This is a genomic window from Georgenia thermotolerans (assembly GCF_009193185.1).
Classification (GTDB): Bacteria; Actinomycetota; Actinomycetes; order Actinomycetales; family Actinomycetaceae; genus Georgenia; species Georgenia thermotolerans.
Map to the genome: position 1 here is coordinate 65,603 of NZ_VUKF01000009.1, position 24,793 is coordinate 90,395.

Below are 24,793 nucleotides of genomic sequence, written 5' to 3' on the forward strand. Positions count from 1 at the left end.
GGCGTCCGGGGGCGCCCCGGGGGTGGTGGTGCTGGGCGATCAGACCGGCGGGGTGGGCTCGCCCAGCAGTACCATCCCAGCGGGAACTGGCCGTCCGGTCGAGTGTGACGAAGTTGTGGTGTCGAGGCACCAATTGACGGCAACTTCGTCGCACTCGCCGAGGTGGGGCGGTGCGCTCGCCGAGATGGGGCACTCTCGGCCGACATGGGCCGGCACATGTCGACGTTGTGCCCTGCGACGCGGGCGCGCTACCTGATACCGACGTAGAAACGCGACTGGTCGCTGCGGTGCAGCGCGTAGTACCACTCGAACCGATTGCCGTCCTTGTCCCACACCACCGACTCGATCCCTAGCAGCGGCGTGCCCGGCTCCACCTCGAGCAGGTTGGCCTCCTCGGCGGAGGGGATGACGGCCTCGAGCCACCGGTCCGCGCCGGCGGCCTCGATGCCGTAACGCCGTCGGAGGGTCTCGTACAGCGAGCGGTTCTCGAGCTTCGCCCGGTCCAGGCCGGGCACGTACTGCTCGGGCAGCGCCGTCCGGACGAGGAGCCAGGGGACGCCGTCCACGACGCGCAGGCGGCGCAGGCGCACCACCCGCTCGTCCTCGCCGAGGTTGAGCGCCATCGCCTCCTCGGGGCTCGCCGGCCCGGCCCCCTGGTCGAGGACGGTTGTCATGACACGCCTGCCGCTCGCCAGCAGGTCGGCGGCGGACCCCGTCACGGAGCCGACGAAGCGCACGTCCGTGCGATCCGGTGACACGAAGGCGCCCTTGCCCTTGATCTTGTAGATCAGGCGCTCCTGGACGAGCTCGGCGAGCGCCTCGCGGACAACGGTCCGTGACACGCCGTAGATCTCGCTCAGCTCTGCCTCGGAGGGCAGCGCCTGGTCGGCGACGTACTGACCGCTTGTGATGCGGTCGCGCAGGGAATGCATGAGCTGCATCCACAACGGATCGCTGGACGCGCGGTCGAGCGTGTTCCCACGCGTGGCGAGCTGTGGCACGCGGGTCCCCCTGACCTGTTCGCTGCTCGGAGTTTGGACGGCTTGTCATGATACCTCCCGCCTCGCCGGCCCGTGACCGCCATGCAATCTCGCCGAGCGGGCGCTGTTGACAGGACCGAAGTCCCGCCCGTAGGTTCGCCTGTCATTACAGGTCGGTACGTACCGACCGGTCCTGCATGACTCCTACCGGAGCCCCTGGGACCACCCGAGGACGACTCGCCACGGACCGCCGGACCACAACGGCGCGCCGGCGGGAGGTGGCCGACCGTCCTCAGCTGCACCCCCATATCCAGACCGCGCCAGCCGGCGCGTGTCGGCCCTGCCCCGACCAGACCGCACAGCCGCGGTCGCCTGGAGGAACAGTGAAGAAGAACGTGAAACGGCGGCTGCTCGCCGCCACGGCCGTCATCGCGATGGCTGCCCTCAGCGCCTGCAGCTCGGCCGAGGGTGAGACCGCGACGGGCGGGAGCGGCGAGTCCGACGCGCCCTTCATCGCCCTGAGCAACGGCTTCATCGGCAACAGCTGGCGCCAGACGCTCGTGCGCTCCTTCGAGGAGACCGCCGAGCAGCTCAAGACCGACGGCGTCATCAGCGGCTACCAGGCGGTCAACGCCCCCGGTGAGAACGACGCCACCGAGCAGATCAGCCAGATCCGCAGCCTCATCCTGCAGGACCCCGACGCCCTGCTCATCGTGCCGGCCTCGCCCACCGCGCTGGTGCCGGTCATCGAGGAGGCCTGCGCCGCGGACATCACCGTCGTCGTGCTGGACTCCGAGATCGACGCCCCGTGTGCACATGTCGTCCGCAACTCCTACGACGACTGGGGCCGGGAGTCCACCATTCACGCCCTGGAGGCCATCGGCGGCAAGGGCAACATCATCAACAACCGCGGCGTCGTCGGCTCCCAGCCCGAGCAGCTCTTCTACGCCACGCAGCAGGAGATCTTCGCCGAGTACCCCGACGTCAACGTCGTCAGCGAGGTCAACGGCTTCTGCGACTCCGGCACCACCCAGCAGGAGCTCGTCGCGATCCTGGCCTCCATGCCCGAGATCGCCGCCGTCCCCGGGTGCGCCAGCGGCATGGGCGTCGCCCAGGCCTTCCAGTCCGCCGGCCGCGACGTGCCCGTCGTCGTCTTCGACACCAGCGGCGCGAACCTGCAGTACTGGAAGGACTCGGGCATCGACAACGGCTCCTACGCCACGATCACCGACCCGGGCCAGTCGGTCGCCGCGCTCTACGTGGCCCTGGAGCTGCTCGACGGCAAGGAGGTCCCCGAGGAGCTGATCCTCCCGCTCGTCTACATCCCGATGGAGGACCGCGACGCCTGGCTCGCCACGCTCGGCCCGGACGACTACGCCGCCTACCCCTGGACCCGTGAGCTGATCCAGGAGCAGATCGAGGCCGTCCAGAACGGCACCGAGGCCCCGCGCCCGCCGACACCGGCCGCCTGAGCGCGGCCCATCGCACCCATCGACGAGGAGAGGAGTGAGTGGTGACGCACACCCTGGCCGAGCAACAGGCCGCACCGGCGCATGACGCGAGCATGCTCATCGAGGCGCGCGGCGTGACGAAGTCCTACGGGCGCACGCGGGCGCTGGCCGGGGTGGACCTCACCCTCGCCCGCGGCGAGATCCTCGGGCTGGTCGGCCACAACGGCGCCGGCAAGAGCACGCTCGTGCGGGCCATCGCCGGGCTGGAAGGCATCGACGGCGGCGCGTTGCGCGTGGCCGGCACCGACCGGTCGCGGGGGTACACCCTGGCGGCGGCCGAGGCCCTGGGGGTGCGCCTGGCCTACCAGGAGCTCTCCCTCGCCCCGGACCTCACGGTGGCCGAGAACGCCTACCTCTCCTACCGCGGTGCGCTGCCGCGCCTGACCTGGCAGCGCACCGCGGGACGGCGGATCGCCCGGGCGCTGGACGAGATCTTCCCCGGGCACGGCATCTCGGTCCACGCCCGCGTGGGCGAGCTGCCGATGCCCAAGCGTCAGATGGTCGAGATCGCCCGCGCCACGCTCGCCGACGACGTGTCCCTGCTCATCCTCGACGAGCCGACCGAGTCCCTCGGCCCGGACGCCGCGGCGAGCATGTACGCCCACGTGCACCGGATGACCGCCGCGGGCGCCTCGGTGCTGCTCATCTCCCACCGCATGGGCGAGGTGCTCGCGCACTGCGACCGGGTGGCGGTGCTCCAGGACGGGCGCGTCACCGCCGTGCGGCCGGCCCGCGAGGTGGACGAGCACACGGTGCTGCGCCTCATGGGCGGGGAGGTCCACGCCGCCGCCGAGCAGCGGGCGCCCGCGCCGGCCGCCGCGGCCCGCGCCGGGGAACCGGTGGTGCGCTTCCCCGTCGGGCGCCGCGGCGCGGGGACCCTCGAGGTCCTTCCCGGGGAGATCGTCGGCCTGGCCGGCCTCGCCGGCCAGGGCCAGCAGGAGCTCCTCGAGCGGCTGTGGCGCCCCGGCCTGCGAGCCCTGTCCCGAGCCGGGGCGTCCGTGCCCCGCAGCAAGGCCTTCGTGCCCGGGGACCGGCAGACCTCCGGGATCCTGCCGCTGTGGACCGTCGCGCAGAACATCGCGGTCGGCACCATGCGCCGCCTCGCGCGCGCCGGCGTCATCCCGCGCGCCGGTGAGCAGGACGCCGTCGCCACCTGGGTCGAGCGCCTCGCCGTCAAGGGCGGCGCCGCCGCGCCCATCCTCAGCCTCTCCGGCGGCAACCAGCAGAAGGTGCTGGTGGCGCGCGCCTTCGCGTCCGACGCCCGGCTGATCCTGCTCGACGACCCCTTCCGCGGGGTCGACGTGCAGACCAAGAACGAGATCTACGCGCGCATGCGGGCCGAGGCCGAGCGCGGCCGGTCGATCGTCTGGTACTCGACCGAGAACTCCGAGATGGCCCACTGCGACCGCGCCTACGTCTTCCGGGCCGGCGAGATCGTCGCCGAGCTCCGCAGGCCCGACATCACCGAGGAACGCATCGTCGCCGAGTCCTTCGCGGCGATCGAGGACGGGGAGGAAGTCCATGTCTAGCGCCGCGCCCGCCGCGCCGCGGCTGCCCGAGCTGCGCGACGCCCTGAGCGTCCGGCGCCGCCGCCTGGCCCCGCCGACCCTCGCCCTGGTCACGCTCGTCGCGATGGTCGCCGTCGGCGCCAACCTGCAGCCCGCCATCCTGACCGTGCACGGGATGACGATGATGCTGATGTCCGCCGTCCCGCTGGTCATCGCCGCCCTCGCGCAGATGATCATCATGGCGGTGGGGGACATCGACCTCGGCGTCGGCGCCCTCGTCGGGCTGGTGACGGTCATCGCCGCCACCTGGCTCGCCACCGCCCCGGCGCTCGGCGCGCTCGCCCTGGTCGGGATCGTGGTCCTCTACGCCCTCATGGCGGTCGCCGTCCAGCTGCGCAACGTCCCCTCGATCATCACCACGCTCGGCATGAGCTTCGTCTGGCTCGGCCTGGGGCTGATGATCCTGCCGACCCCGGGCGGGGCGGTGGCGCCCTGGCAGAGTGCGCTGGCCTCCTGGCGGCCCGAGGGCGTGCCGGCGCCGCTGGTGATCATCGCCGTCGCAACCGCCGTGGTCGCCCTGGTCGCCCACGGCAGCCGCTTCGGGGTCCGGCTGCGGGCGCTGGGCTCCGACGCGCGGACCCTCACCCGGTCGGGTCGCTCGACCCTGGCCACCCGCGTGGGCGCCTACGTCCTCGCCGCCGTCCTGCTGATCGTCGCGGGCCTGATGCTGGCGGGCCAGACCCGCACCGGCGACATCAACTCCGCGAACAACTACGCGCTGATCACCATCGCGGCCGTCATCCTCGGCGGCGGCACCTTCGCGGGCGGGCAGGCGGTGCCCGTCGGCACGGCCTTCGGGGGCATGACGCTGGGCCTGATCGGCGTGCTGCTGAGCCTGATGAGCCTGTCCTCCAACCTCCAGTCCGCGGCCCAGGGCCTCATCGTCCTCGCGGTGCTCGCGGGCCGCGTCCTCACGGAACGGCTGACCCGATGACGACCACCACCACCCGGCCCACCCGCCGCTCCCTCGCTACCCCCGCCCAGCCCCGCACCGCACCGCCGTGGATCTGGTCCGTGCTCGGCGCCGTCGCGGTGTGGCTGACCATCGTCGCGATCGGCGGCGGCTCGGGGTGGAACGCCCTCTCCCAGGTGCTCACCCTGGCCCCGTTCCTGGTGCTGGTCGGCATCGGGCAGATGCTCGTCATCACGCTCGGGCCGGGCAACATCGACGTGTCCGTCGGCGCCGTCGTCAGCCTCGCCTCCTACGTCTCGGTGATCGCCGCGGCCGCGACCGGCAGCGCCGTCCTCGGCCTGCTCGTCGGCGCCGCGGCGGGCGGGGCCGTGGGCGCGGCCAGCAGCCTCAGCATCATCGCGCTGCGCGTGCCGCCCATCATCGCCACGCTGGCCACCAGCCTGATCGCCGCGTCGGTCACCTCCGTCCTCGCGGACGGCATGGCCGCCCACCCCGACGCCGGCCTCCGGGCATTCGTCAACCACCGCGTCGCCGGCGTCCCGCTGCTCGCGATCGCCGTCGCCCTGCTCACCGTCGCCGTCGCCTGGGCGCTGCGGCGCACCGTCTACGGCCGCTCGGTGCTCGCCACCGGGCAGAACGCCACCGCCGCCGGCAAGGCCGGCATCCCGGTGGGCACCACCCGGGCCGCCACCTACGTGCTCAGCGGCGTGACCGCCGGGCTGGCCGGGTCCCTGCTCGCGGCCTTCATCTCGCCCGCGCAGAACCTCGGCAGCTCCTACCTGCTCGACTCCGTTGCCGTCGTCGTCATCGGCGGCACCCTCATCGCCGGCGGCCGCGCCGTCCCGGCGGGGCTGTGGGGCGGGGCGCTGTTCTTCAGCCTGCTCTCGGGGCTGCTGAACCTCGTCGGCTGGAGCGTCGGCGCCCAGAACATCCTCAAGGGCGTGCTCGTCGTCCTCGTCGTCGTCATCTCCGCCGGGCCGCTGCTCCGGCGCCGGCGCAGCACGCCCACGACGATCGCCCCCACCACCCAGACCCCCTCCGGCGCGGACCCGCGCCCGGAGACCACCCCGACAGAAGGAGAGCCTCGTGGCTGACCTCGACGACCTGCGCGACGGAACGAACTTCGGCGGCGCCATCCCCGCTGCCACCGCGGCGCCGGCCCTGCCGGGCACGAAGGGCATGGCGGGCCACGACTGGGGGATCCGCTCCCGCATGGCGCGCATCTTCCAGCCCACCGACGGCCGCACCGTCATGCTCGCCTTCGACCACGGCTACTTCCAGGGTCCGACCTCCGGGCTCGAGCGCCTGGACCTCAACATCGTCCCGCTCGTGCCGCAGGCCGACGCGATCATGCTCACCCGCGGGGCGCTGCGCTCCACCATCCCCGCCGACTCCCGCGCCGGGGTGGTGCTGCGCGCCAGCGGTGGCCCGTCGATCCTCAAGGACCTTTCCGACGAGGAGGTCGCCCTTGGCATCGACGACGCGGTCCGGCTCGACGCCGCGGCGATGGCGGTCCAGGTGTTCGTCGGCGGGGAGCACGAGACGAAGTCGGTGCGCAACCTGACCACCCTCGTCGACGCCGGCCAGGCCGCCGGGATCCCGGTGCTCGCTGTGACGGCGGTGGGCCGCGAGCTGGTGCGCGACGCGCGCTACTTCCGCCTCGCCACCCGCATCCCCGCCGAGCTCGGCGCCCACTTCGTCAAGACGTACTACGTCGAGGAGGGCTTCGAGACCGTCACCGCCGCCTGCCCCGTTCCGATCATCATCGCGGGCGGCAAGAAGATCCCCGAGCGCGACGCCCTCGAGCTGGCCTACCGGGCGATCCAGGGCGGCGCCGCCGGCGTGGACATGGGCCGCAACATCTTCCAGTCCGCGCACCCGGCCGCGATGCTCGCCGCCGTCCGCGCCGTCGTCCACGACGACCTGCCCACGGCGGAGGCCTTCGCGCTCTACGAGGACCTCGCCAACACCCCCGTGCTCGCGTAGCACGCCGCAACAGGCCGCAACAGAAGGAGAGATCGACCCATGGCGAGGCTGGACACCCAGCGCGAGCAGCTGTCCGACCACTACGACCTCGCGGTCGTCGGTGCCGGCATCAACGGGCTGGCGATCGCCCGAGAGGCGGCGATGCGCGGGCTGAGCGTCCTGCTCGTCGAGCGCGACGACCTCGGCGCCCGCACCTCGAGCATCTCCACCCGGCTGATCCACGGCGGGCTGAAGTACCTCGAGCGGCTGGACGTCCGCCTCGTCATGGAGTCGATCCGGGAGCGCAAGGTGCTCCTGCGGCAGGCGCCGCACCTGGTGCACGAGTACCCCATGCTCATCCCCTTCTACCGCGGCAACAGCCGGCCGGGCTGGCTGATCGCCTGCGGCGTCCTGCTCCACGACCTCCTGGCCGTGGGCAAGCCGCTGGCGCTCAACCGCCCGGTCGGCCGCCGGGCCATCGCCCGGCGGTGGCCCGGGCTCAACCGCCGGGGCATCGCCTGGGGCGTCGTCTTCGCCGACGCCAACGTGCCGTGGACCGAACGGCTCTGCGTCGAGCTGGCCGTCTCCGCCAGCGACCACGGCGCCCACGTGCTCACCCACAGCGAGGTCGTGGACGTGACCGTCGGCCGCGCCGGCGTCTCCGGCGTCACGATCCGCAACACCGAGACCGGAGCCGTGCGCACCGCGCGGGCCGACGTGGTGGTCAACGCCGCTGGCCCCTGGGTCGACGCCGTGCTGCGCGGCACCGACGTCGGCAAGCGGTTCGTCGGGCCCACCAAGGGCTCGCACGTCGTGGTGGACCCCTTCCCCGGGGCGCCGGCCACCTGCGTCTTCTTCGAGGCCCGGGCGGACAAGCGGCCGATGTTCGTCCTGCCCTGGCAGGGGCGGTACATGATCGGCACGACCGACCTGCCCTACGACGGCAGCATCGAGGAGATCGTCGCCTCCGACGAGGAGGTCGAGTACCTCATCGACGAGGCGAACGCCCTGATCCCCGGTGCGGGCCTCACCGCCGACGACGTGCTGTGGAGCTACTCCGGCGTGCGCCCCCTGCCGTACGTCGCCGACCTGGAGGACCCCTCGAAGGTCACCCGCGACCACCAGATCGTCGGCCACGACGGCGCCTACCGGGGCCTGTTCTCCGTCATCGGCGGCAAGCTCACCACCCACCGCGCCCTGGGGGAGCAGGCGGTGGACAAGGTCGTGACCTTCCTGGGCCGCGGCGCAGCGACCTCCCCGACGGCGTCCGCCCCGCTGCCCGGGGCGGTCCGGGCCGGCCGCTCGGCCGGCGAGGAGTTCGCCCGGGTGTTCCTGGCCCGCTCACCGCTGGACAGCGCCACGGCCCGCCGGCTGGTCTCGGTGTACGGCACGCGCGCCGCGCTCGTCGAGCGGCTGATCCTCGCCACCCCCGAGCTCGGCGCGGTCATCGACCCCGAGAGCGGCGCCGTGGCGGCCGAGGTGGTCTTCGCCGTCGAGCAGGAGGGCGCCCGCACGCTCGAGGACGTCCTGCTCCGCCGGATCCTCGTCGGCCTGAACGCCGACGTCGGTCTCGCCGCGGCGCCGGCGGCCGCCGAGGTGGCCCGGGTGCACCTCGGCTGGACGGAGGCGCGGGTCGCCGAGGAGCTGCGGGACTACGTCCGGGCCACGAGACGCTTCCGCCCCCGCGCCGCGGCCCCGGAACACTACGAAGACCTCACGACCGACGCAGGAGTTGCTCGATGATCTGCCACATCGGTGTCGATGTCGGACTGACCGCCGCCAAGGCCGCCGCCTTCGACGACGACGGCCGAGAGCTGTGGACCGTCCGGGCGTCCAACCCGCGCATCGCGGTGTCGGCCGACCGCCAGGAGGTCGACATGGACGACCTGTGGCGCGTGGTGGCCGGCGTGCTGCGCGACCTGACCGCCCACCTGGCCACGTCGGGGCACACCCCCGTCAGCCTCGCCGTCACCGGGCACGGCAACGGCCTGTACCCGGTCGACGAGGACCTGCGGCCCGTGCGCCCCGCGATCGCCTCCACGGACTCCCGGGCCCAGGACCTCGCGGCCGAGGCGCTGGCCGGGCCGGGCGAGGCGCTGCGCGACGTCACGGGCTCCATGCCCTGGGCCGCGCAGCCCGCCGTGCTCCTGCGCTGGCTCCACGACCACGAGCCGGAGTCGCTCGCGCGGATCCGCTGGGCTCTGTCCTGCAAGGACTGGCTGACCACCCGGCTGATCGGGGAGCCGAGCGCCGACTACTCCGACGCCTCCGCCATGGGCCTGCTGCGGCTGTCCACCCGCGCCTACGCGCCCGAGGCCCTCGAGGCCGTGGGCCTGCCCGGGGACCTGATCCGGCTGTTCCCGCCCGTGCGCGCCTCCGACGCCGTCGCCGGCACGGTGACGCCCGAGGCCGCGGCATCGACCGGGCTCCCGGTCGGGCTGCCGGTCGCGGCCGGCTGCATGGACTGTGTGGCCAGCCCCCTCGGCGCGGGCGCCTCCGGCCCCGGCGACGTCACGGTCATCGTCGGCACGTGGGCGATCAACGCGGTCGTCGTCCCCTCCACGGCGGTCCCCCCGCGCGTGACCCTCAACGCGCTGCTGCCCGAACCCGGCACGATGCTGGCGATGGAGGTCGCGCCCACCTCCTCGGCCAGCCTGGAGTGGCTCTCGGCGGCCGTCACCCGGCCGTCCGGGCCCACCGCGGAGCCGCGCGAGCTGCTCGAGGCCGCGGCCGACGCCCCGGCCGGCAGCGAGGGCCTGTACTTCCTGCCCTTCGTGCACGGCGCCCCGGCGATCCAGGGCGCCTCGGGCACCCTCGTCGGCGCCAGTGCCCGGCACGGGCACGCCCACGTCGCCCGCGCCGTCGCCGAGGGGGTCGCCCAGTACCACCGCGTGCAGGTCGAGGCGCTGCGCGAGAGTGGCGCGGCGATGAGCGGCGAGCCTTGGACGCTCGCCGGCGGCGGGGCGCGCAACCCCGTCTGGGCGCAGATCTTCGCCGACGTCCTCGGCCATCCGGTCCGGCGCCAGCTGGGCACCGAGCTGGGCGCCCGCGGTGCCGCGTTCCTCGCCCGGGCGGCCCTGGACCCGGCTGCGGAGCCCTGGCGGCTGGAGCAGGACCCGAGCCTCGTGGTGCACCCGGGCGCCAACCAGGCGCTGTACGCCCGCCAGGCCCTCGTCTTCGACGCGCTGCTCGACTCGCTCCGGCCGGCGTGGACGGCGCTGCACCAGGAGGCGCGCAGTGCCTGAGCTGATCACCGCCGGCGTGCGCGACCGGTGGGACGACGCGGTGCCCACCGGGGACGCCCTCGACCAGTGCGTGTACGTCTCCCGCCTGCTGGGCTCCGACCCCGCCGTCGTCCTCCACGGCGGGGGCAACACCTCGGTCAAGACCCTGGACCGGGACGTCACCGGCGAACCGATCGAGCTCGTGCACGTCAAGGCCTCGGGCCACGACCTCGGCCGGATCACCCGGGCCGGGTTCGCCCCGCTGCGGCTGGACCGGCTGCGCCGGCTCGCGGCGCTTCCCGCGCTCGACGACACCACCATGGTCAACGAGTTCCGGTGCGCGAGCATCGACGCCGCCGCGCCCACGGCGTCCATCGAGGCGCTCCTGCACGCCCTCCTGCCGTTCCGGTTCGTCCTGCACAGCCACGCCGACGCCGTGGTCACGCTCACCGACACCGAGCTTCCCGACGCCGACCTGCTCGAGGTGTTCGGGCATGACGCGCTGGTGCTGCCCTACTGCCGCCCCGGCTTCGACCTGGCCCGCCGGGTCGCCCAGGAGCTGGCCGCCCGGGACGGGGCGCCGCCGTCAGCGGTGGTGCTGCGCAACCACGGCCTGTTCACCTTCGCCGACGAGGCCAAGGACGCCTACCAGCGCCACATCCGCCTCATCAACGCGGCCGAGGAGCGCATCGCCCGGTCCCGGGGTGGGGCGGCGCACGCCCCGCGCCCCGGCACGCCGGCCGTCGCCGCACCCGCCGTGGCCGGCGTGGGCGACGACCACGGGGAGGCGCTGGCCGCGCTACGAGCGGAGATCGGCCGGGCCGCGGGCTTCCCCGTCCTGGTCCGCGCCGAGAAGGACCCCGAGGTCGACGCCTTCCTGGCCCTGGACAACCTCGCCACCGTCACCCGCAACGGCACGGCCACGCTCGAGCACGTCATCCGCACCAAGCCCTGGCCCCTCATCGGCCGGGACGTGGCGGCCTTCGTGCGGGAGTATCGGGCCCGGTTCGAGCGCTTCGCCCCGAGCTACCCGGAGGGGCTCACCGCCCTGGACCCGGCGCCGCGGGTGGTCCTCGACGCGGAGCTGGGGCTGGTGACCGTCGGGCGGACCCCGGGCGAGCTCGGGGCGGTGCGCGACATCTACCGGCACACGATGCGCATCATCCGCGACGCCGAGGCGCTCGGCGGCTACCGCTCCGTCGGCGACGCCGACCTCTTCGACATCGAGTACTGGGAGCTGGAGCAGGCGAAGCTGCGGCGGAGCGGGGAGCGCCCACCGCTGGAGGGCCAGGTCGCCGTCGTGACCGCGGCCCAGGGCGAAGACGCCGAGCCGGTGCGCGCCGCGCTGGCGGACGCGGGGGCGCAGGTGGTGACCGGTGGCCACCAGGCACAGGCGATCAGCGAGGCGGTGGCCAGCTGGGGCGGCGTGGACCTGCTGTGTCACGTCGGTGTCGCGCCCGCCGCGGCCTATCGCCGGCACCGGGTACTCCGGCACGGGTGGGCCGGCGGCGTTGAGATCGTCCTCAGCGCAGACCCCGACGGCTGCACCGTGGTCGGCCCGCGGGGCCGGGTGCGCGCGGCGCTGGCTGATGTGGAGTCCCTCCGGGCGGCGCTGCTGCTCGTGGCCCGATCCGCCTGGAGCGAATCCGCAGGGCCGACGCGTAGGTAGACCACTCGGGCTCTCGGCCTCTCCGAGGCGCGGGGGAGGCCACCGACCACCGGTCGGTGGCCTCCCGTCCAGGACGGACCGCTACTTCGTGGCCTGCCCCGGCGGCGTGCCGCCGTGCCCGGGCACCGTGCCGCCGTGGCCGGGCGGGAGACCCGCGCTGTCGTCGTCCGCGGCAGCGGGCACGCCGATCCGGTCCAGGAGCGTGTTCGCGACCTGCTGGAAGTACTCGGCGCCCCACTCGGTGAGGTACCCGGCGTCGATCTGCGCCGCGTCGAACTCGGCGACCAGCGCGAGGTAGTTCTCCCGGGTGCCGTACGCGGCCGCGAACTCCTCGGCGGAGACGAGGTCGACCGAGCCGTACACCGCGCCGGGCGCGGCGCCGCCGCGGTACTGACCCAGCGGGTGCTCGATGAGGCCGTAGCGCACCCCGCCGGTGACGTTGCCGGTCGCGTCCCGGGTCAGCGCGCCGCCGGCCTGGTCGAACCACTGCGACGGCGCGGCCTCCTTGCCGGTCCTGGCCCAGTCCACCAGAGCCTCGGTGGCCGCGATGACCGTCGGCTCGAGCGGGTAGGGGTTGAGCGCGGCGCGGAACGCCGGGTCGTGCACCTGGGTGTTCGGCAGGCGGCCCGCCTTGTAGATCTCCTCGTCGGCCGGGATCACCGGCGAGAGCAGGTCGGTGTGCGGGGTGCCCGGCACCTGCCAGTGGCGGCGGTTCTCCGGCAGCGCCTTCTCGGCGAGCGTGGCCGCACCGAAGAGCCCGGCGTCGCCCTCGGACGTCACGGTGATGAACGGGACGTCGAGCGCGGGCTCCGAGCCGGGCACCGTCACCAGCCCGCCGGTCTCACCCTGCCGCAGCGGCCGCTCGAGGACCGCGCCGACGGTGTCGAGGTAGCCGTCGAAGACCGGCCCACGGTTGGCGTCGGTCGCCCGCTCGTGGAAGCTCGTTGCGTAGGTGTTGAGGTAGATCCCGGACTGGGACTGGCCCATGAGCAGCACGGTCTTGGCCTTCTGCCCGCCGAGGACCGCCCGCCCGTCCTTGCTGTCCAGCAGCGTGCCGACCTGGGTGAGGATGTCCCAGACCAGGCCCTCCTCGGCGCCGGGCACCACCATGAACGGGTCGAACGCCTTGGGGTTCGCGGGATCGGCGATGATCGGCTCGCGCTCGACGTCCGCGACGTCCCACGTCAGGTCGGCGTAGCGGGCGGCGTCGAAGTTCTGCAGGGCGTCGACCTGGATCGGCTTGGAGGTGACGCCGATGACGGTGTGCCCCTCATCCATCGCCCAGTCCCACATCCGGCGCCAGTGGTCCTCGCCGGGGAAGCCGTTGGAGGCGTTGAGGATGTCGACGAGGACGACGCCGGAGGAGTCCGCCTTCTTCGCCGGCCTGCGCACGAGGATGTTGTTGACGTAGGGGACCGCCTCGGTGACCACCTGCAGCTCGCCGCCGGCGTTGTCATAGACGTTGGCGGTCCCCGAGAGGAAGTACTCCTCTTCGACGTAGCCGTGGTCGGCGACGTCGAACGGCACCCGGGCGTGCTCCATGGTCGACCACATGTGGCTGTCGGCCGTCTCGGCGATCGGTCCCGCGACCTCCGGGACGGCCGTGAGGGACACGGTGATCGGGTCGGGCGTCGGGTGCGGCGGCTTCGCCGTCGCCGGCGCGGCGGCCAGCGTCAGGCCGAGCGCGCCGACGCAGGCGGCGGCGAGCGCGGCTCTCGCCCGCCGGTGTTGCAGCAGATGAGTCATCGGTTCCCCCAAAGGACGACGGTGTCGGGGCCGCGCACGACGACGTGCGTGGCCGGCGGGACGGACGGCCCCGGAAGGTGCCCCTCCGAGAACCCCGTCCTGCCGGGACGATCATGGTCCGGAAGTGACCGGTCCCGGCCGGGTTGCCGTATGTTGCCGTGCTCGTCCTGCGGTGCGGGTGTATGCATACGACGGCGGCCCTCGCCGGCTCGGCTCCCTCATCGACGAGGGACCGCTCCAGGAAGGGGTGCGTCATGACCGTCTACACCTTGGGCCTGTGGCGGGTGAAGGCCGGCCGCGAGGACGACTTCGTGGCCGCCTGGCAGGAGCTGGCGCACAGCACCCAGCGGGACTTCCCGGGCTCCAGCGCGGTGCTGCTGCGCGACCGGGACACCCCCAACCTGTTCATCAGCTCCGGCCCGTGGGAGTCGATGGGGCAGGTCGACGCCTGGCGCGACTCGGAGACCTTCCGCGCCGGCACCGAGAAGATGCGCGACCTGCTCGAGAGCTTCGAGGCCCACACCCTCGACCGCGCCGCCGTGGCGGGCGACGCGCTCGGGCACAGCATCTGAGCGCGCTCAGCCGCCCGGCGCCGCCCGCCGGAGCAGCGCCTCCACGCCGTCGAGCAGGATGGTCAGCCCCAGCCCGGCGTCGTCGACGTCGTTCGGGCCGTCGTTGCTGAAGGCGCCGGCGTCGAGCGCGGCGGTGATGGCGGGATGGTCCTGCGGGTTGGTGACGGCGCGCAGCATGGCGTTGAAGTCGAGCAGGGCCGGGTGGTCGGAGTCGGCGCCGGCGTCCGCGGCCCGCATGGCGACGAGCATCTGGCCCTCGGTGAGCAGGTGCAGGCTGAGCCGCCCGACGATCGCCGTCTTGAGCCCCTCGGACACCCTGACGTCCTCCAGGGCGCGCAGGCCCCGCTCGATCCACCCCACCCGGTTGGGCCCCACCGCCGCCACTCCGACGAGCTGGCCCATCCAGGGGTGCTCGACGAACAGCGCGAGCTGGTCGCGGCACCACGTCTCCAGCCGGACGCGCCACGGCAGCGCCGGGTCCTCCGGCTCCTCGGGCAATGGCGCGATGGCGTCGAGCATGAGCGCGAGCAGCGCCTCCTTGGAGGCGACGTACCGGTACAGCGCCATGGTGGTGACGCCGAGCGCCTTCGCCACCCGCGCCATGGAGACGGCCGCCAGGCCCTCGCCGTCGGCGATGTCGATCGCCGCGCGCGTGATCGCCTCGACGCTGAGCCCCGGGCGCGGCCCCCGCCGGGGCCGCCCCGCGGGCTGCCACAGCTCCGCCGTGCCGGGCGGGAGCGTCACCTCGCCGGCGTCCGCCGGCGGTCCCTGGGATTCCGTCACCGGGCCAGTCTATCTGTTTATGGGGTAGACAAAAGCGTGTACGACATACACACTTACGTCTATGGCATACACAGAAGCCCGGTCGCAGCCGCCCCAGGCCGCCGCCGACACCGACCTCGCCGTCGAGATCCGGGGCCTCGAGGTGGCCTACGGCGCCACCCGGGTCCTCCGCGGCCTCGACCTGACCGTCCCGCGCGGCCAGCTCTTCGCCCTCCTCGGCCCCAACGGCGCCGGCAAGACGACGACCATCAAGGTGCTCTCCACCCTCGTGCGGCCCACCGCCGGCACCGCCCGGGTGGCCGGGCACGACGTCGTCACGGCCGCCCGGGCCGTGCGCGAGCGCATCAGCATGACCGGCCAGTACGCCGCCGTCGACGAGCGCCTCACCGGCCGGGAGAACCTCACGATGATCGCGCGGCTGCTGCACCTGCCCCGCCGCCGGGTCCGCCCGCTCGTGGGCGAGACCCTCGAGCGCTTCGACCTGGCCGACGCCGCCGACCGGGTAGCCGGGAAGTACTCCGGCGGCATGCGCCGGCGCCTCGACCTCGCGGCCAGCCTCCTCGCCGCGCCGGAGGTGCTCTTCCTCGACGAGCCCACCACCGGGCTCGACCCGCGCTCGCGGCAGGGGCTGTGGGAGATGATCCGCGACGTCGCCGCCCGCGGCACCACCATCCTCCTGACCACCCAGTACCTCGAGGAGGCCGACCGCCTCGCCGACGCCGTCGCCGTGCTCGACGGCGGCGCGATCGTCGCCCAGGGCACCGCGGCCGAGCTCAAGAGCGGCCTGGGGCAGGCCTTCGTCGAGCTCGTGCTCGCCGACGCCTCCGAGGTCCGCGTGCCCACCGACGGCTCGGTCGCCCACGTGCGCGAGGTGCTCGCCGACGTCGAGCGCCGCGGCCTCGACGTCGAGCGCTGGCAGCTGCGCGAGCCCACCCTCGACGACGTCTTCCTCCAGCTCACCGGCCACGCCGCCACCACCGAGGAGCAGAAATGACCGCCATCACCCACGCCCTGCAGGACAACGCCACGCTGATCGGGCGCAGCGTGCGGGCCAGCGCCCGCGACCTCGAGTCGATCCTCGTCTCGGTGCTGCTGCCGATCATGCTCATGTGCACGTTCGTCTGGGTCTTCGGCGGGGCCCTGGATACCGGCGGGGAGTACGTCGACTACATCGTGCCGGGGGCGATCCTGCTGTGCGCCGGCTACGGCGCCGCCCAGACCGCCGTCGCCGTCGCCGGCGACATGTCCCGCGGCATCATCGACCGCTTCCGCACCATGCCGATCAGCGCCTTCGCGGTGGTCAACGGCCACGTCGTGGCCAGCCTGGCGCGCAACGCCGTCGCCACCGTGCTCGTGGTGGCCGTGGCGCTGCTGCTCGGCTTCGGCCCGACGGCGAGCCCGGGGGAGTGGCTGGCCGCCGCCGGCGTCCTCGGCCTGTACGTCCTCGCCATCTCCTGGGTCTCGGCCCTCATGGGGCTGGTGGCCGGCACCCCGGAGGCGGCCAGCGGGTTCACCTTCCTCGTGCTGTTCCTGCCCTACATCTCCAGCGCGTTCGTCCCCACCGAGACCCTGCCCGGCTGGCTGCAGGGCTTCGCCGGGCACCAGCCCGTCACGCCGGTGACCAACACCCTGCGCGAGCTCATGGTCGGCACCCCCGGCGGCGAGCCGTGGACCGCGGTCCTGTGGGGCCTGGGCCTGACGCTGCTCGGCGTCGTCGGGTCGGCGGCGCTGTTCCGGCGGAAGGGGCGCTGACCTGCTGTTACGCGGCACACTCGGTGCACACCAACTGCCCTGCGGCGTCACTGGCGAGCTGGCTGCGGTGGTGGACCAGGAAGCAGTGCGTGCACACGAACTCATCGGCCTGTTGGGGCACGACCACGACCGTGAGCTCCTCGCCCGACAGGTCCGCTCCGGGGAGCTCGAACGCGTCCGCGGCGGTGACGTCCTCTTCGTCGAGCGGTGCCCACCGCTCGACCGGGTCGCGGGCCTGAAGCTCCTCGAGGGAGCCGGCAGTGCCGTCGTCCTCGCTCTTGCGCGGCGTGTCGTAGTCGATCTCCCCGCCGCCCTGATCCGCCGCGCGTCGCCTTCGAGGCCGTGGGGCGCCACGGGGCGCCGGCTTGCCCTGGCCGTCGCTCCTCCGCGCCGGCGTGGCCGCGCCCACGAAGCTCACGTTCATGGCGCCATCCCCCAGGGGTAGCTACCTGTCCCACCGTTTTCACGAACAGTCCTTGTATTAACTCTCGGGAAGTCGGAGGATGCAAGGGCCGACGGTGGGAGGCAGACGTGACCTACGGGATGGGTGCCCAGGCACCGGCGTCAAGAGCCGGGGTCGGCGTGGACGGGGCGTCGGCGAGGGCGCGGACCTGGCCCCGTCGGGCACGGCCCCGTGTGGTCCGCCGCGCTCACGTCGCCGTGAACTGGACCAGGCATCCCTGCGGGGTCGCGAAGGGCACCAGGCGGGTGACCTCCACGGGCGCACCGAGGCGCTCGAGCACCCCGCGGATCAGTCCGAGCTGGAGCGAGCAGACGACGTCGCGGTGCTCCTGGGCCACCTCCAGGAAGGGGCAGTGCCGCTGCATCATGGACAGCTGGTGGCGGTCCGAGGTGATCTGGGGGTCGAAGCCGATGCTGGCGAGTGCCTCCGCCAGCATGGTGATCGCTCCTGCCGCGTCAGGGGCCGGGCCGGTCCACGCCTGCATCAGGCGCCGCGCCCAAGCCTGCCCGGCCTGCTCGGTCAGCTCGGGCGACCCCGGTACCCGGTCGGCGAGGACGTCAGCCAGCACCTGCGCCAGTGCCCGGAAGTCCCGTCGTGTGCCGAGGGCGTTGGGGTGCGGAGCCGCGGTGAAGCGCAGCGGCGGGCGCCCGGGAACGCTCGGGTGCGCGACCTCGCGGTGGACCAGGCCGTCCTCCTCGAGCCGGCCGAGGTGGAACCGGACCGTGTTCGGGTGCAGGCCGAGCCGCGTGGCGAGCTCGTGCACGCCGAGACCTTCCGGCGAGTCACGCAGCGCGCGCAGGACGCGGACACGGCTGGAGACGGCGCCGGTGAGGTCCGGGTCCACCTCGCCGGTAGTTCGCACCCGACCATCGTCTCACCCACGGCAGACCAGAGCGCTGCCGGTGCCACGTCCCGTCACGTGCGTTTTCCGCGCTCCGGCTAGCAGCCCTGAGGGGGCCGATGATGATGGCTACCACCGCTGAGCTTCGCACCCACCTCGTGCCGGGGCTCCGACCCCGCAAGCAGGGGTGGGGTAAGACGCTGGTCTCCTGGATCACGTCCACCGACCACAAGGTGATCGGCTACCTGTATCTGGTCACCTCGTTCGTGTTCTTCATGATCGGCGGCGTGCTGGCACTGCTCATCCGGGCCGAGCTGTTCGAGCCCGGGCTGCAGCTCGTGCAGTCCCCCGAGCAGTACAACCAGCTGTTCACGATGCACGGCACGATCATGATGCTGCTGTTCGCGACGCCCCTGTTCACGGGGATCGCCAACATCACGGTGCCGCTGCAGATCGGCGCCCCGGACGTGGCCTTCCCGCGGCTGAACATGCTCTCGTACTGGCTCTATCTCTTCGGCGGCCTCATCGTCGTGGCCGGCTTCCTCACGCCCAAGGGCGCGGCGAGCTTCGGCTGGACGGCCTACAACCCGCTGTCCAACGCCGTCTACTCCCCGGGTCTGGGCGGCGACCTGTGGGTCCTCGGCCTGGCGATGACCGGCTTCGCGACGATCTTCGGTGCGGTGAACTTCGTCGCCACGATCATCACCCTGCGCGCGCCGGGCATGACCATGTTCCGGATGCCGATCTTCACCTGGAACGCCCTGATCACGTCCCTCTTGGTGCTCATGGCCTTCCCGGTGCTGGCCGCGGCCCTGTTCGGGCTCGCCATCGACCGCATCGCCGGCGGCCAGGTCTACAACCCCGACGCGGGCGGGGCGCTGCTGTGGCAGCACCTGTTCTGGTTCTTCGGCCACCCGGAGGTCTACATCATCGCGCTGCCGTTCTTCGGCATCGTCACGGAGGTGCTCCCGGTCTTCTCCCGCAAACCGGTCTTCGGCTACAAGGGGCTGGTGTTCGCCACCATCGCGATCGCGGCGCTGTCGGTGACCGTGTGGGCGCACCACATGTTCACCACCGGCGGCGTCATGCTGAGCTTCTTCTCGTTCATGAGCATGCTCATCGCGGTGCCCACCGGGATGAAGTTCTTCAACTGGGTCGGCACGCTGTGGCGCGGCAGGCTCACCTTCGAGACGCCGATGCTGTTCTCGCTGGGCTTCCTCGTGACCTTTCTCTTCGGCGGCCTGACCGGGGTGATCATCGCCAGCCCGCCGATGGACTTCCAGGTGCACGACACCTACTTCATCGTCGCGCACTTCCACTACGTCGTGTTCGGCACCGTGGTCTTCGCGATGTACTCCGGCTTCTACTTCTGGTGGCCGAAATGGACGGGCCGGATGCTCGACGAGCGCCTGGGCAAGGTCAACTTCTGGCTGCTGTTCATCGGCTTCCAGACGACCTTCCTGGTCCAGCACTGGCTCGGCGCCCAGGGCATGCCGCGCCGCTACGCCGACTACCTGCCCGAGGACGGCGTCCAGCTCTACCACCAGATCTCCACGGTCGGTGCCGCGATCCTGGCACTGTCCACGCTGCCGTTCCTCTACAACGTCTACAAGACCCAGCGCGGCCCCCGTACCGTGTTCGTCGATGACCCCTGGGGGTTTGGCGGCTCCCTGGAGTGGGCCACCGCGTGCCCGGTCCCGCGCCACAACTTCACCGTGCTGCCGCGCATTCGCTCCGAGCGCCCCGCCTTCGACCTGCACCACCCCGAGGTGGCAGCCCTGGACGGCGGTCATCGTGCACCAGCATGAGGTGAAGATCCGTCGCGCGTACGAGGAGCCGACGAGGGCCGATGGTGTCCGCGTGCTGGTCGACCGCCTCTGGCCCCGGGGACTGAGCAAGGACAGAGCCGATCTGGACGAATGGTGCAAGACCATCGCACCGTCGACGGGGCTACGTCAGTGGTACGACCACGATCCGGCGCGCTTCGAGGAGTTCGCGCGCCGTTACCGCGGCGAGCTGGAGGAGCCCGAGCGCGCCGCGGCCCTCGAGCACCTCCGCGACCTGGCGCGGCGCGGGCCCCTGACGCTGATCACCGCCACCAAGCACGCCGACATCAGCGAAGCCCAGGTCCTCGCCACCCTGCTTCAGGTCCGAATCCCCAGTCCCTGACCACGAGACCCGCGAATCGAGGGGAAAGAAGCCATGGACGAGACGATGTACCACCGCACCACTCCCGAGCTGGCCGCTCGACGCCGAGAGCTCGCGCCGGCCGTTCATGCGGCGTTCGAGGAGTTCAGTCGCGCAGTGTTCGCCGACGGTGCGCTGCCCGAGAGGACCAAACAGCTGATCGCCGTCGCGGTCGCGCACGTGACCCAGTGCCCGTACTGCATCGAGGGGCACGCCAAGCTCGCCCAGCGCAGGGGAGCGAGCCCGGAGGAGATCATGGAGGCCATCTGGGTGGCCGCCGAGATGCGCGCCGGCGGCGCCTACGCCCACGCCACCTTGGCGCTGCATGCCATCGGCCACGATGCGCCTCGGACGGCCGGAGCTCGTCGTGACACGCCGGCCGAGGCCGGGGTCCGGCATCCATCCGCGGTGCGCGAGGGGGTCGCACCGGGTACGCACGCCTGATGCTGACCCAGATGAGCGATCAGGACCTGCGGGTCCGCTGGGCCGCGATGCGGCCGGGCGCGGTCGTCGGTTTCCTGTGCATCGTCATCGGCGGCCTGGTCGCCGCCGTCACCGGACCGACCGGTCTCGAGCACGGCTCGTGGGCCGCCGCGTATCTCGTGCTCGTCGCGGGGGTGGCCCAGCTCGGGCTGTTTGCGGGCCAGGCGTGGCTCGCGGCGCGGCCGCCGACGCGCCGGACGGTGGGCTGGGAGCTCGCGGCGTGGAACGCCGGCAACGTCGCCGTGCTGGCCGGGACCTTCGCCGGCGCGGTGCCGCCCGTCGTCGCCGGCGGGGTGGCCCTGGTCGTCGCGCTCGTGCTGTTCCTGCGCGGGGTCAGGGCGCCGCGGCCGGGATGGACCGCGTGGCTCGCGGCCTACCGGCTTCTCGCGGGTGTCATCGCCGTCAGCATCCCGGTCGGCCTCGTGCTGTCCGCCGTACGTCACGGCTGAGCGCGGCGCCACCCTGCTGCGAAAAGCGTAGCCATGCGGCCCTCGCTCGACGGTTTCCGTTGGCTGACGGCCGATTGACTGCCAGTATCAGTCCCGTGACGATCAACGGCCGCGTCTCCTTCTGGTACGGCGGCGACCTGCCCGCCCCCCGCCCCGCCCTGCTCGGCCCCCGGCGTGCCGACGTCGCCATCGTCGGCGCCGGCTACACCGGGCTGTGGACGGCGTACTACCTCAAGAAGGCGCGGCCCGACCTCGACGTCGTCGTCCTCGAGCGCCGCTTCGCCGGCTACGGCGCCTCGGGCCGCAACGGCGGCTGGCTGACCAACACCATCACCGGTGGGCGCGACGGCTACGTGCGCACCCACGGCCGCGCCGTCGTCGGCCGCTTCCAGACGCTGATGAACGAGGCGGTCGACGAGGTCATCGCCGTCGCCGCCGCGGAGGGCATCGACGCCGACATCGCCAAGGGCGGCGAGCTCACCGTCGCTCGCACCCCGGCCCAGCTGACCCGGCTGCACGCCCTCGCCGCCGCCGAGGCCGCCTGGCCCGAGGGCGGCTCGGTGCTGCTCGACGCCGCCGCCACCCGGGCCCGGCTCGACGTCGCCGGCGCGCTCGGCGCCCTGCACCACCCGCACGCCGCCCGGGTCCAGCCCGCCCGGCTCGTCCGGGGCCTGGCGGCCGCCGTCGAGCGGCTGGGCGTGCCGATCTACGAGGGCACCGCGGTGCGCGAGATCCGCCCGCACCTGGCCCGCACCGACGCCGGCGACGTCGAGGCCGACGTCGTCGTGCGCGCGACCGAGGGCTTCACCGCCGACCTGCCCGGGCTGCACCGGCTCTGGCTGCCGATGAACTCCTCGATGATCGCCACCGAGCCGCTGCCGCCCGAGGTGTGGGAGCGCCTGGGATGGGCAGGGCGCGACGTCGTCGCCGACATGGCCCACGTGTACATGTACGCCCAGCGCACCGCCGACGACCGCATCGCCCTCGGCGGGCGCGGCGTGCCCTACCGCTACGGCTCGCGCACCGGGGCGGACGGGGCGACGCCGGAGCGCACGGGGGCCGTGCTCCTGGCGATTCTCGAGGACATGTTCCCCGCCGCGCGCGGCGCCGCCGTCGACCACGTCTGGTCCGGGGTGCTCGGGGTGCCGCGGGACTGGAGGGCCACCGTGGGGCTCGACCCGGCCAGCGGGCTGGCGTGGGCGGGCGGGTACGTCGGCACCGGGGTGACGACGACGAACCTGGCCGCCCGCACGCTCCGGGACCTGATCCTCGGCGAGGACACCGAGCTGGTGCGGATGCCGTGGGTGGGGCGCCGGGCCCGGCGCTGGGAGGTCGAGCCGCTGCGCTGGCTGGCGGTGCGGGCGGTCTACGGCGCCTACCGCGCCGCCGACCGCGCCGAGGCGCGCGGGACGGCGCGCACCGCCGTCGCCGCCCGGGTGGCCGACGTCGTCGCCGGGCGGTGAGGCGCGGGCGTGCCTGCCCGGCGTGAGGGCTCGCGCGGGGCGTGCGCAGCCGGCACGTGCCTGTCGCCACACCTCCCATAGTTGATACTTCAAGCAATGGCGGGTTACGGTGCTGGCGGCTGGCCGGCACCGGGGGGCGTGCGGAGCGAAGCCTGGAGCCTCCCCGTGCGCAGCTGGGGACGTGAACCCGACCGGTGTCACCCGCGCTCTGCGGCGTGCCGGTCCTCGTGCCCGCACTGACCGACCGGCGCCCGTGCGCCGGTTGCCGACGACGCAAAGGACCCACCATGACCCTCATCAAGCTTCCCCGCGCCCTGCGCGAGGCCTTCCTGCTGCTGGCCCGCGTGGGACTTGGCGCGGTCTTCCTGGCCCACGGCCTGCAGAAGTTCGTCAGCAACGGCATGGGCGCCACCGCCGAGGGCTTCGCCGCAATGGGCGTGCCCGCGCCCGCGCTGTCGGCGTGGTTCGCCGCGCTCGTCGAGACCGTCGGCGGCGCCGCGCTGATCCTCGGGGCGCTCACCCCGGTGTTCGCCCTGCTCCTGGCCATCAACATGATCGGCGCCCTGGTCCTCGTCCACCTGCCCCAGGGCCTGTGGGTGACGGACAACGGCTACGAGCTCGTGCTCGGGCTGGCCGCCGGTGCGCTGGCCCTGGCGGCCGCCGGCGCCGGGCGGTTCAGCGTCGACGGCCTGCTCGGCAAGCGGTCGACCGACGCGGCCGAGGTCGCCCGGGAGGGCGTGCTCGCCGGCCGCTGATCCCGGATCGGCAGGGGCGGGGCCACCGGTGTGCCGGTCGGCCCCGCCTCGCTGTCTCCGCGGGCAGGTGTCCACCTCGCCGTCTCCGCCTCGCCGTCACGGCGGCCGGGTGTCCACGCCGTGGTCACCGCTCGCTCCGCCGTCGGGGCTTCTTAGGATGCCGGGAGTGACCGTTGCCACCGTGCTGCCCGAGGTGTCCCGATGACGGGGCCTGCCGAGTCCGCCGACGAGCCGATCCGCTCGCGGCTGCGCCTGCCCGGTGCCGCGGACCGGGTGGTGCTGGTGGTGGCGCTGGGCATCCTCAGCGCGGTCAGCCCGCTGGCCACGGACATGTACCTGGCGTCGATGCCGCACATGGCCGGCTACTTCGACACGTCCGCCACGGCGGTGCAGCTCACCCTCACCACCTACATGGTCGGCATGGCGCTCGGGCAGTTCCTGCTCGGCCCGATCTCCGACGTCCTCGGCCGGCACCGCCTCATGGTGGCGGGCAACCTCCTGTTCCTGCTCACCTCCGTCGCCGTGGTGCTGGCGCCGAGCATCGGGATGGTCATCGCGCTGCGGGCCGTGCAGGGCGTCTCCGGGGCCGCCGGGGTGGTGATCGCCCGCGCCGTCGTCTCCGACATCGCGACCGGACGCCGGGCCGCGAAGCTCTTCTCGGTCCTCGCGAGCATCACCTCCTTCGCGCCCGTGGTCGCCCCGCTGCTCGGCGGGGTCATCGCGACCGTCGCGCCGTGGCAGGCGGTGTTCTGGGTGCTGGCCGGCTTCGGGCTGCTCATGCTCGCCTGCTCGGTGCTCGTGGTCCCCGAGACCCTGCCCCCGGCGCGGCGCCACCGCGGCGGCCTGGCCGCCGCGGCCCGCAACTCCTGGATCGTGCTGCGCACGCCGTCGTTCATGGCCTACGCCATGACGTTCGCCCTGGCGTTCGGCACCCTGTTCTCCTACATCTCCGCCTCGTCGTTCGTGGTGCAGAACGTCCTGGGCTTCTCCGCGCTCGCCTACTCGGTGGTGTTCGCCGTCAACGCCGGCGCCGCGATCCTCGGCGCCCTGACCAACACCCGGCTGGTCGACCGGTTCGCGCCCGCATCGATCCTGCGCGTGGCGGTGACGGCCATGGCGACGGTCAACGTCGTCGGCCTCGTCCTGATCGTCAGCGGGATCACCGGGTGGTCGACCCTGGTGCACCTGTTCCTCAACCAGCTCTGCCACGGCTTCGTGCTGGGCAACGCCATCGCGCTCGCGCAGTCCCGGGTGCCCGGCCGCGCCGGCGCCGGGTCGGCGGTGACCGGGCTGCTGCAGTTCCTCATGGGCGGCCTGGTCAGCCCGCTCACCGGGCTCGCCGGGCAGCACACCGCCGTGCCGATGGCGGTGCTCATGGCCGGCTGCTCGACCCTCGCGGTCGGGGCGGCGATGGCGGGGCAGCGGCTGACCCGCTGACCACCGCGGCGTCTCGACGGCGCGGCCCGGGC

At 73.3% G+C, this 24,793-nt stretch carries 23 protein-coding genes; 18 read left to right on the plus strand and 5 right to left on the minus strand.

The window, feature by feature from the left end; genetic code table 11:
• Nucleotides 1-248 precede the first annotated feature (248 nt).
• A complete protein-coding gene (locus GD970_RS06045; protein ID WP_152201965.1) occupies nt 249-941 on the minus strand; it encodes a GntR family transcriptional regulator in 693 nt (230 codons plus the stop codon).
• Nucleotides 942-1,363: 422 nt separating this feature from the next.
• Here GD970_RS06045 and GD970_RS06050 point away from each other — a divergent pair, with 422 nt between their 5' ends.
• Genes GD970_RS06050 through GD970_RS06085 form a run of 8 tightly spaced genes read left to right on the plus strand, consistent with a single transcriptional unit; the run spans nt 1,364 to nt 11,830 of the window.
• A complete protein-coding gene (locus tag GD970_RS06050; protein ID WP_170297150.1) occupies nt 1,364-2,452 on the plus strand; it encodes an ABC transporter substrate-binding protein in 1,089 nt (362 codons plus the stop codon).
• Between the two features lie 41 nt (nt 2,453-2,493).
• A complete protein-coding gene (locus tag GD970_RS06055; protein WP_211489643.1) occupies nt 2,494-4,020 on the plus strand; it encodes a sugar ABC transporter ATP-binding protein in 1,527 nt (508 codons plus the stop codon).
• On the plus strand, nt 4,013-4,993 hold the full coding sequence (locus tag GD970_RS06060) for an ABC transporter permease (RefSeq protein ID WP_152201971.1): 981 nt from the start codon (nt 4,013-4,015) through the stop codon (nt 4,991-4,993). The genes GD970_RS06055 and GD970_RS06060 overlap by 8 nt, the downstream gene beginning before the upstream one ends.
• The gene (locus tag GD970_RS06065; RefSeq protein ID WP_152201973.1) at nt 4,990-6,066 is read left to right on the plus strand and encodes an ABC transporter permease; all 1,077 of its coding nucleotides are present in this window, start codon (nt 4,990-4,992) and stop codon (nt 6,064-6,066) included. The genes GD970_RS06060 and GD970_RS06065 overlap by 4 nt, the downstream gene beginning before the upstream one ends.
• The gene (gene lsrF / locus GD970_RS06070; RefSeq protein ID WP_152201976.1) at nt 6,059-6,958 is read left to right on the plus strand and encodes a 3-hydroxy-5-phosphonooxypentane-2,4-dione thiolase; all 900 of its coding nucleotides are present in this window, start codon (nt 6,059-6,061) and stop codon (nt 6,956-6,958) included. The genes GD970_RS06065 and lsrF overlap by 8 nt, the downstream gene beginning before the upstream one ends.
• A 39-nt stretch (nt 6,959-6,997) precedes the next feature.
• The gene (gene glpD, locus GD970_RS06075; protein WP_152201978.1) at nt 6,998-8,680 is read left to right on the plus strand and encodes a glycerol-3-phosphate dehydrogenase; all 1,683 of its coding nucleotides are present in this window, start codon (nt 6,998-7,000) and stop codon (nt 8,678-8,680) included.
• On the plus strand, nt 8,677-10,182 hold the full coding sequence (locus GD970_RS06080) for an FGGY-family carbohydrate kinase (protein ID WP_152201980.1): 1,506 nt from the start codon (nt 8,677-8,679) through the stop codon (nt 10,180-10,182). Before glpD ends, GD970_RS06080 begins: the two co-directional genes overlap by 4 nt.
• Complete coding sequence (locus GD970_RS06085; protein WP_170297151.1) at nt 10,175-11,830, plus strand: class II aldolase/adducin family protein; 1,656 nt, start codon at nt 10,175-10,177, stop codon at nt 11,828-11,830. Before GD970_RS06080 ends, GD970_RS06085 begins: the two co-directional genes overlap by 8 nt.
• 81 nt (nt 11,831-11,911) lie before the next feature.
• Here the strand turns inward: GD970_RS06085 and GD970_RS06090 are convergent, their stop codons facing one another.
• Nucleotides 11,912-13,576, minus strand: coding sequence for an alpha/beta hydrolase domain-containing protein (locus GD970_RS06090; protein ID WP_152201986.1), 1,665 nt, complete (start codon nt 13,574-13,576; stop codon nt 11,912-11,914).
• A 254-nt stretch (nt 13,577-13,830) separates the two neighbouring features.
• Here GD970_RS06090 and GD970_RS06095 point away from each other — a divergent pair, with 254 nt between their 5' ends.
• Nucleotides 13,831-14,148, plus strand: coding sequence for an antibiotic biosynthesis monooxygenase family protein (locus GD970_RS06095; protein ID WP_152201989.1), 318 nt, complete (start codon nt 13,831-13,833; stop codon nt 14,146-14,148).
• Nucleotides 14,149-14,154: 6 nt separating this feature from the next.
• Here GD970_RS06095 and GD970_RS06100 read toward each other — a convergent pair whose 3' ends face one another.
• The gene (locus tag GD970_RS06100) at nt 14,155-14,931 is read right to left on the minus strand and encodes a TetR/AcrR family transcriptional regulator (protein ID WP_152201991.1); all 777 of its coding nucleotides are present in this window, start codon (nt 14,929-14,931) and stop codon (nt 14,155-14,157) included.
• Between the two features lie 61 nt (nt 14,932-14,992).
• On the opposite strand from GD970_RS06100, the gene GD970_RS06105 reads away from it, so the two are divergent.
• Nucleotides 14,993-15,925, plus strand: a complete 933-nt coding sequence (locus GD970_RS06105; protein ID WP_152201994.1) for an ATP-binding cassette domain-containing protein — start codon at nt 14,993-14,995, stop codon at nt 15,923-15,925.
• Nucleotides 15,922-16,683, plus strand: a complete 762-nt coding sequence (locus GD970_RS06110) for an ABC transporter permease (RefSeq protein ID WP_152201996.1) — start codon at nt 15,922-15,924, stop codon at nt 16,681-16,683. The genes GD970_RS06105 and GD970_RS06110 overlap by 4 nt, the downstream gene beginning before the upstream one ends.
• Nucleotides 16,684-16,690: 7 nt before the next feature.
• Here GD970_RS06110 and GD970_RS06115 read toward each other — a convergent pair whose 3' ends face one another.
• Nucleotides 16,691-16,984, minus strand: coding sequence for a DUF4193 domain-containing protein (locus GD970_RS06115; RefSeq protein WP_226925194.1), 294 nt, complete (start codon nt 16,982-16,984; stop codon nt 16,691-16,693).
• Between the two features lie 349 nt (nt 16,985-17,333).
• Nucleotides 17,334-18,008 carry a helix-turn-helix transcriptional regulator gene (locus GD970_RS06120; RefSeq protein ID WP_152202001.1) on the minus strand — a complete coding sequence of 225 codons (675 nt, stop codon included), beginning with the start codon at nt 18,006-18,008 and terminating at the stop codon, nt 17,334-17,336.
• A 104-nt stretch (nt 18,009-18,112) separates the two neighbouring features.
• Here GD970_RS06120 and ctaD point away from each other — a divergent pair, with 104 nt between their 5' ends.
• The 7 genes from ctaD to GD970_RS06155 all read left to right on the plus strand — a co-directional run bounded on the left by ctaD (nt 18,113) and on the right by GD970_RS06155 (nt 24,761).
• On the plus strand, nt 18,113-19,795 hold the full coding sequence (gene ctaD, locus GD970_RS06125; protein WP_152202002.1) for an aa3-type cytochrome oxidase subunit I: 1,683 nt from the start codon (nt 18,113-18,115) through the stop codon (nt 19,793-19,795).
• A complete protein-coding gene (locus GD970_RS06130; protein ID WP_152202031.1) occupies nt 19,779-20,156 on the plus strand; it encodes a DUF488 domain-containing protein in 378 nt (125 codons plus the stop codon). Before ctaD ends, GD970_RS06130 begins: the two co-directional genes overlap by 17 nt.
• 33 nt (nt 20,157-20,189) lie before the next feature.
• Entirely contained in the window at nt 20,190-20,618 is a 429-nt protein-coding gene (locus GD970_RS06135; protein WP_152202003.1) for a carboxymuconolactone decarboxylase family protein, read from the plus strand.
• Between the two features lie 11 nt (nt 20,619-20,629).
• On the plus strand, nt 20,630-21,106 hold the full coding sequence (locus GD970_RS06140) for a hypothetical protein (RefSeq protein WP_211489645.1): 477 nt from the start codon (nt 20,630-20,632) through the stop codon (nt 21,104-21,106).
• Nucleotides 21,107-21,201: 95 nt separating this feature from the next.
• Nucleotides 21,202-22,569, plus strand: coding sequence for an NAD(P)/FAD-dependent oxidoreductase (locus GD970_RS06145; protein ID WP_226925188.1), 1,368 nt, complete (start codon nt 21,202-21,204; stop codon nt 22,567-22,569).
• Nucleotides 22,570-22,856: 287 nt separating this feature from the next.
• On the plus strand, nt 22,857-23,324 hold the full coding sequence (locus tag GD970_RS06150; RefSeq protein WP_211489646.1) for a DoxX family protein: 468 nt from the start codon (nt 22,857-22,859) through the stop codon (nt 23,322-23,324).
• A 201-nt stretch (nt 23,325-23,525) separates the two neighbouring features.
• Nucleotides 23,526-24,761: a multidrug effflux MFS transporter gene (locus GD970_RS06155; protein ID WP_226925189.1), complete on the plus strand. Its 1,236-nt coding sequence runs from the start codon at nt 23,526-23,528 to the stop codon at nt 24,759-24,761.
• Nucleotides 24,762-24,793 lie beyond the last annotated feature (32 nt).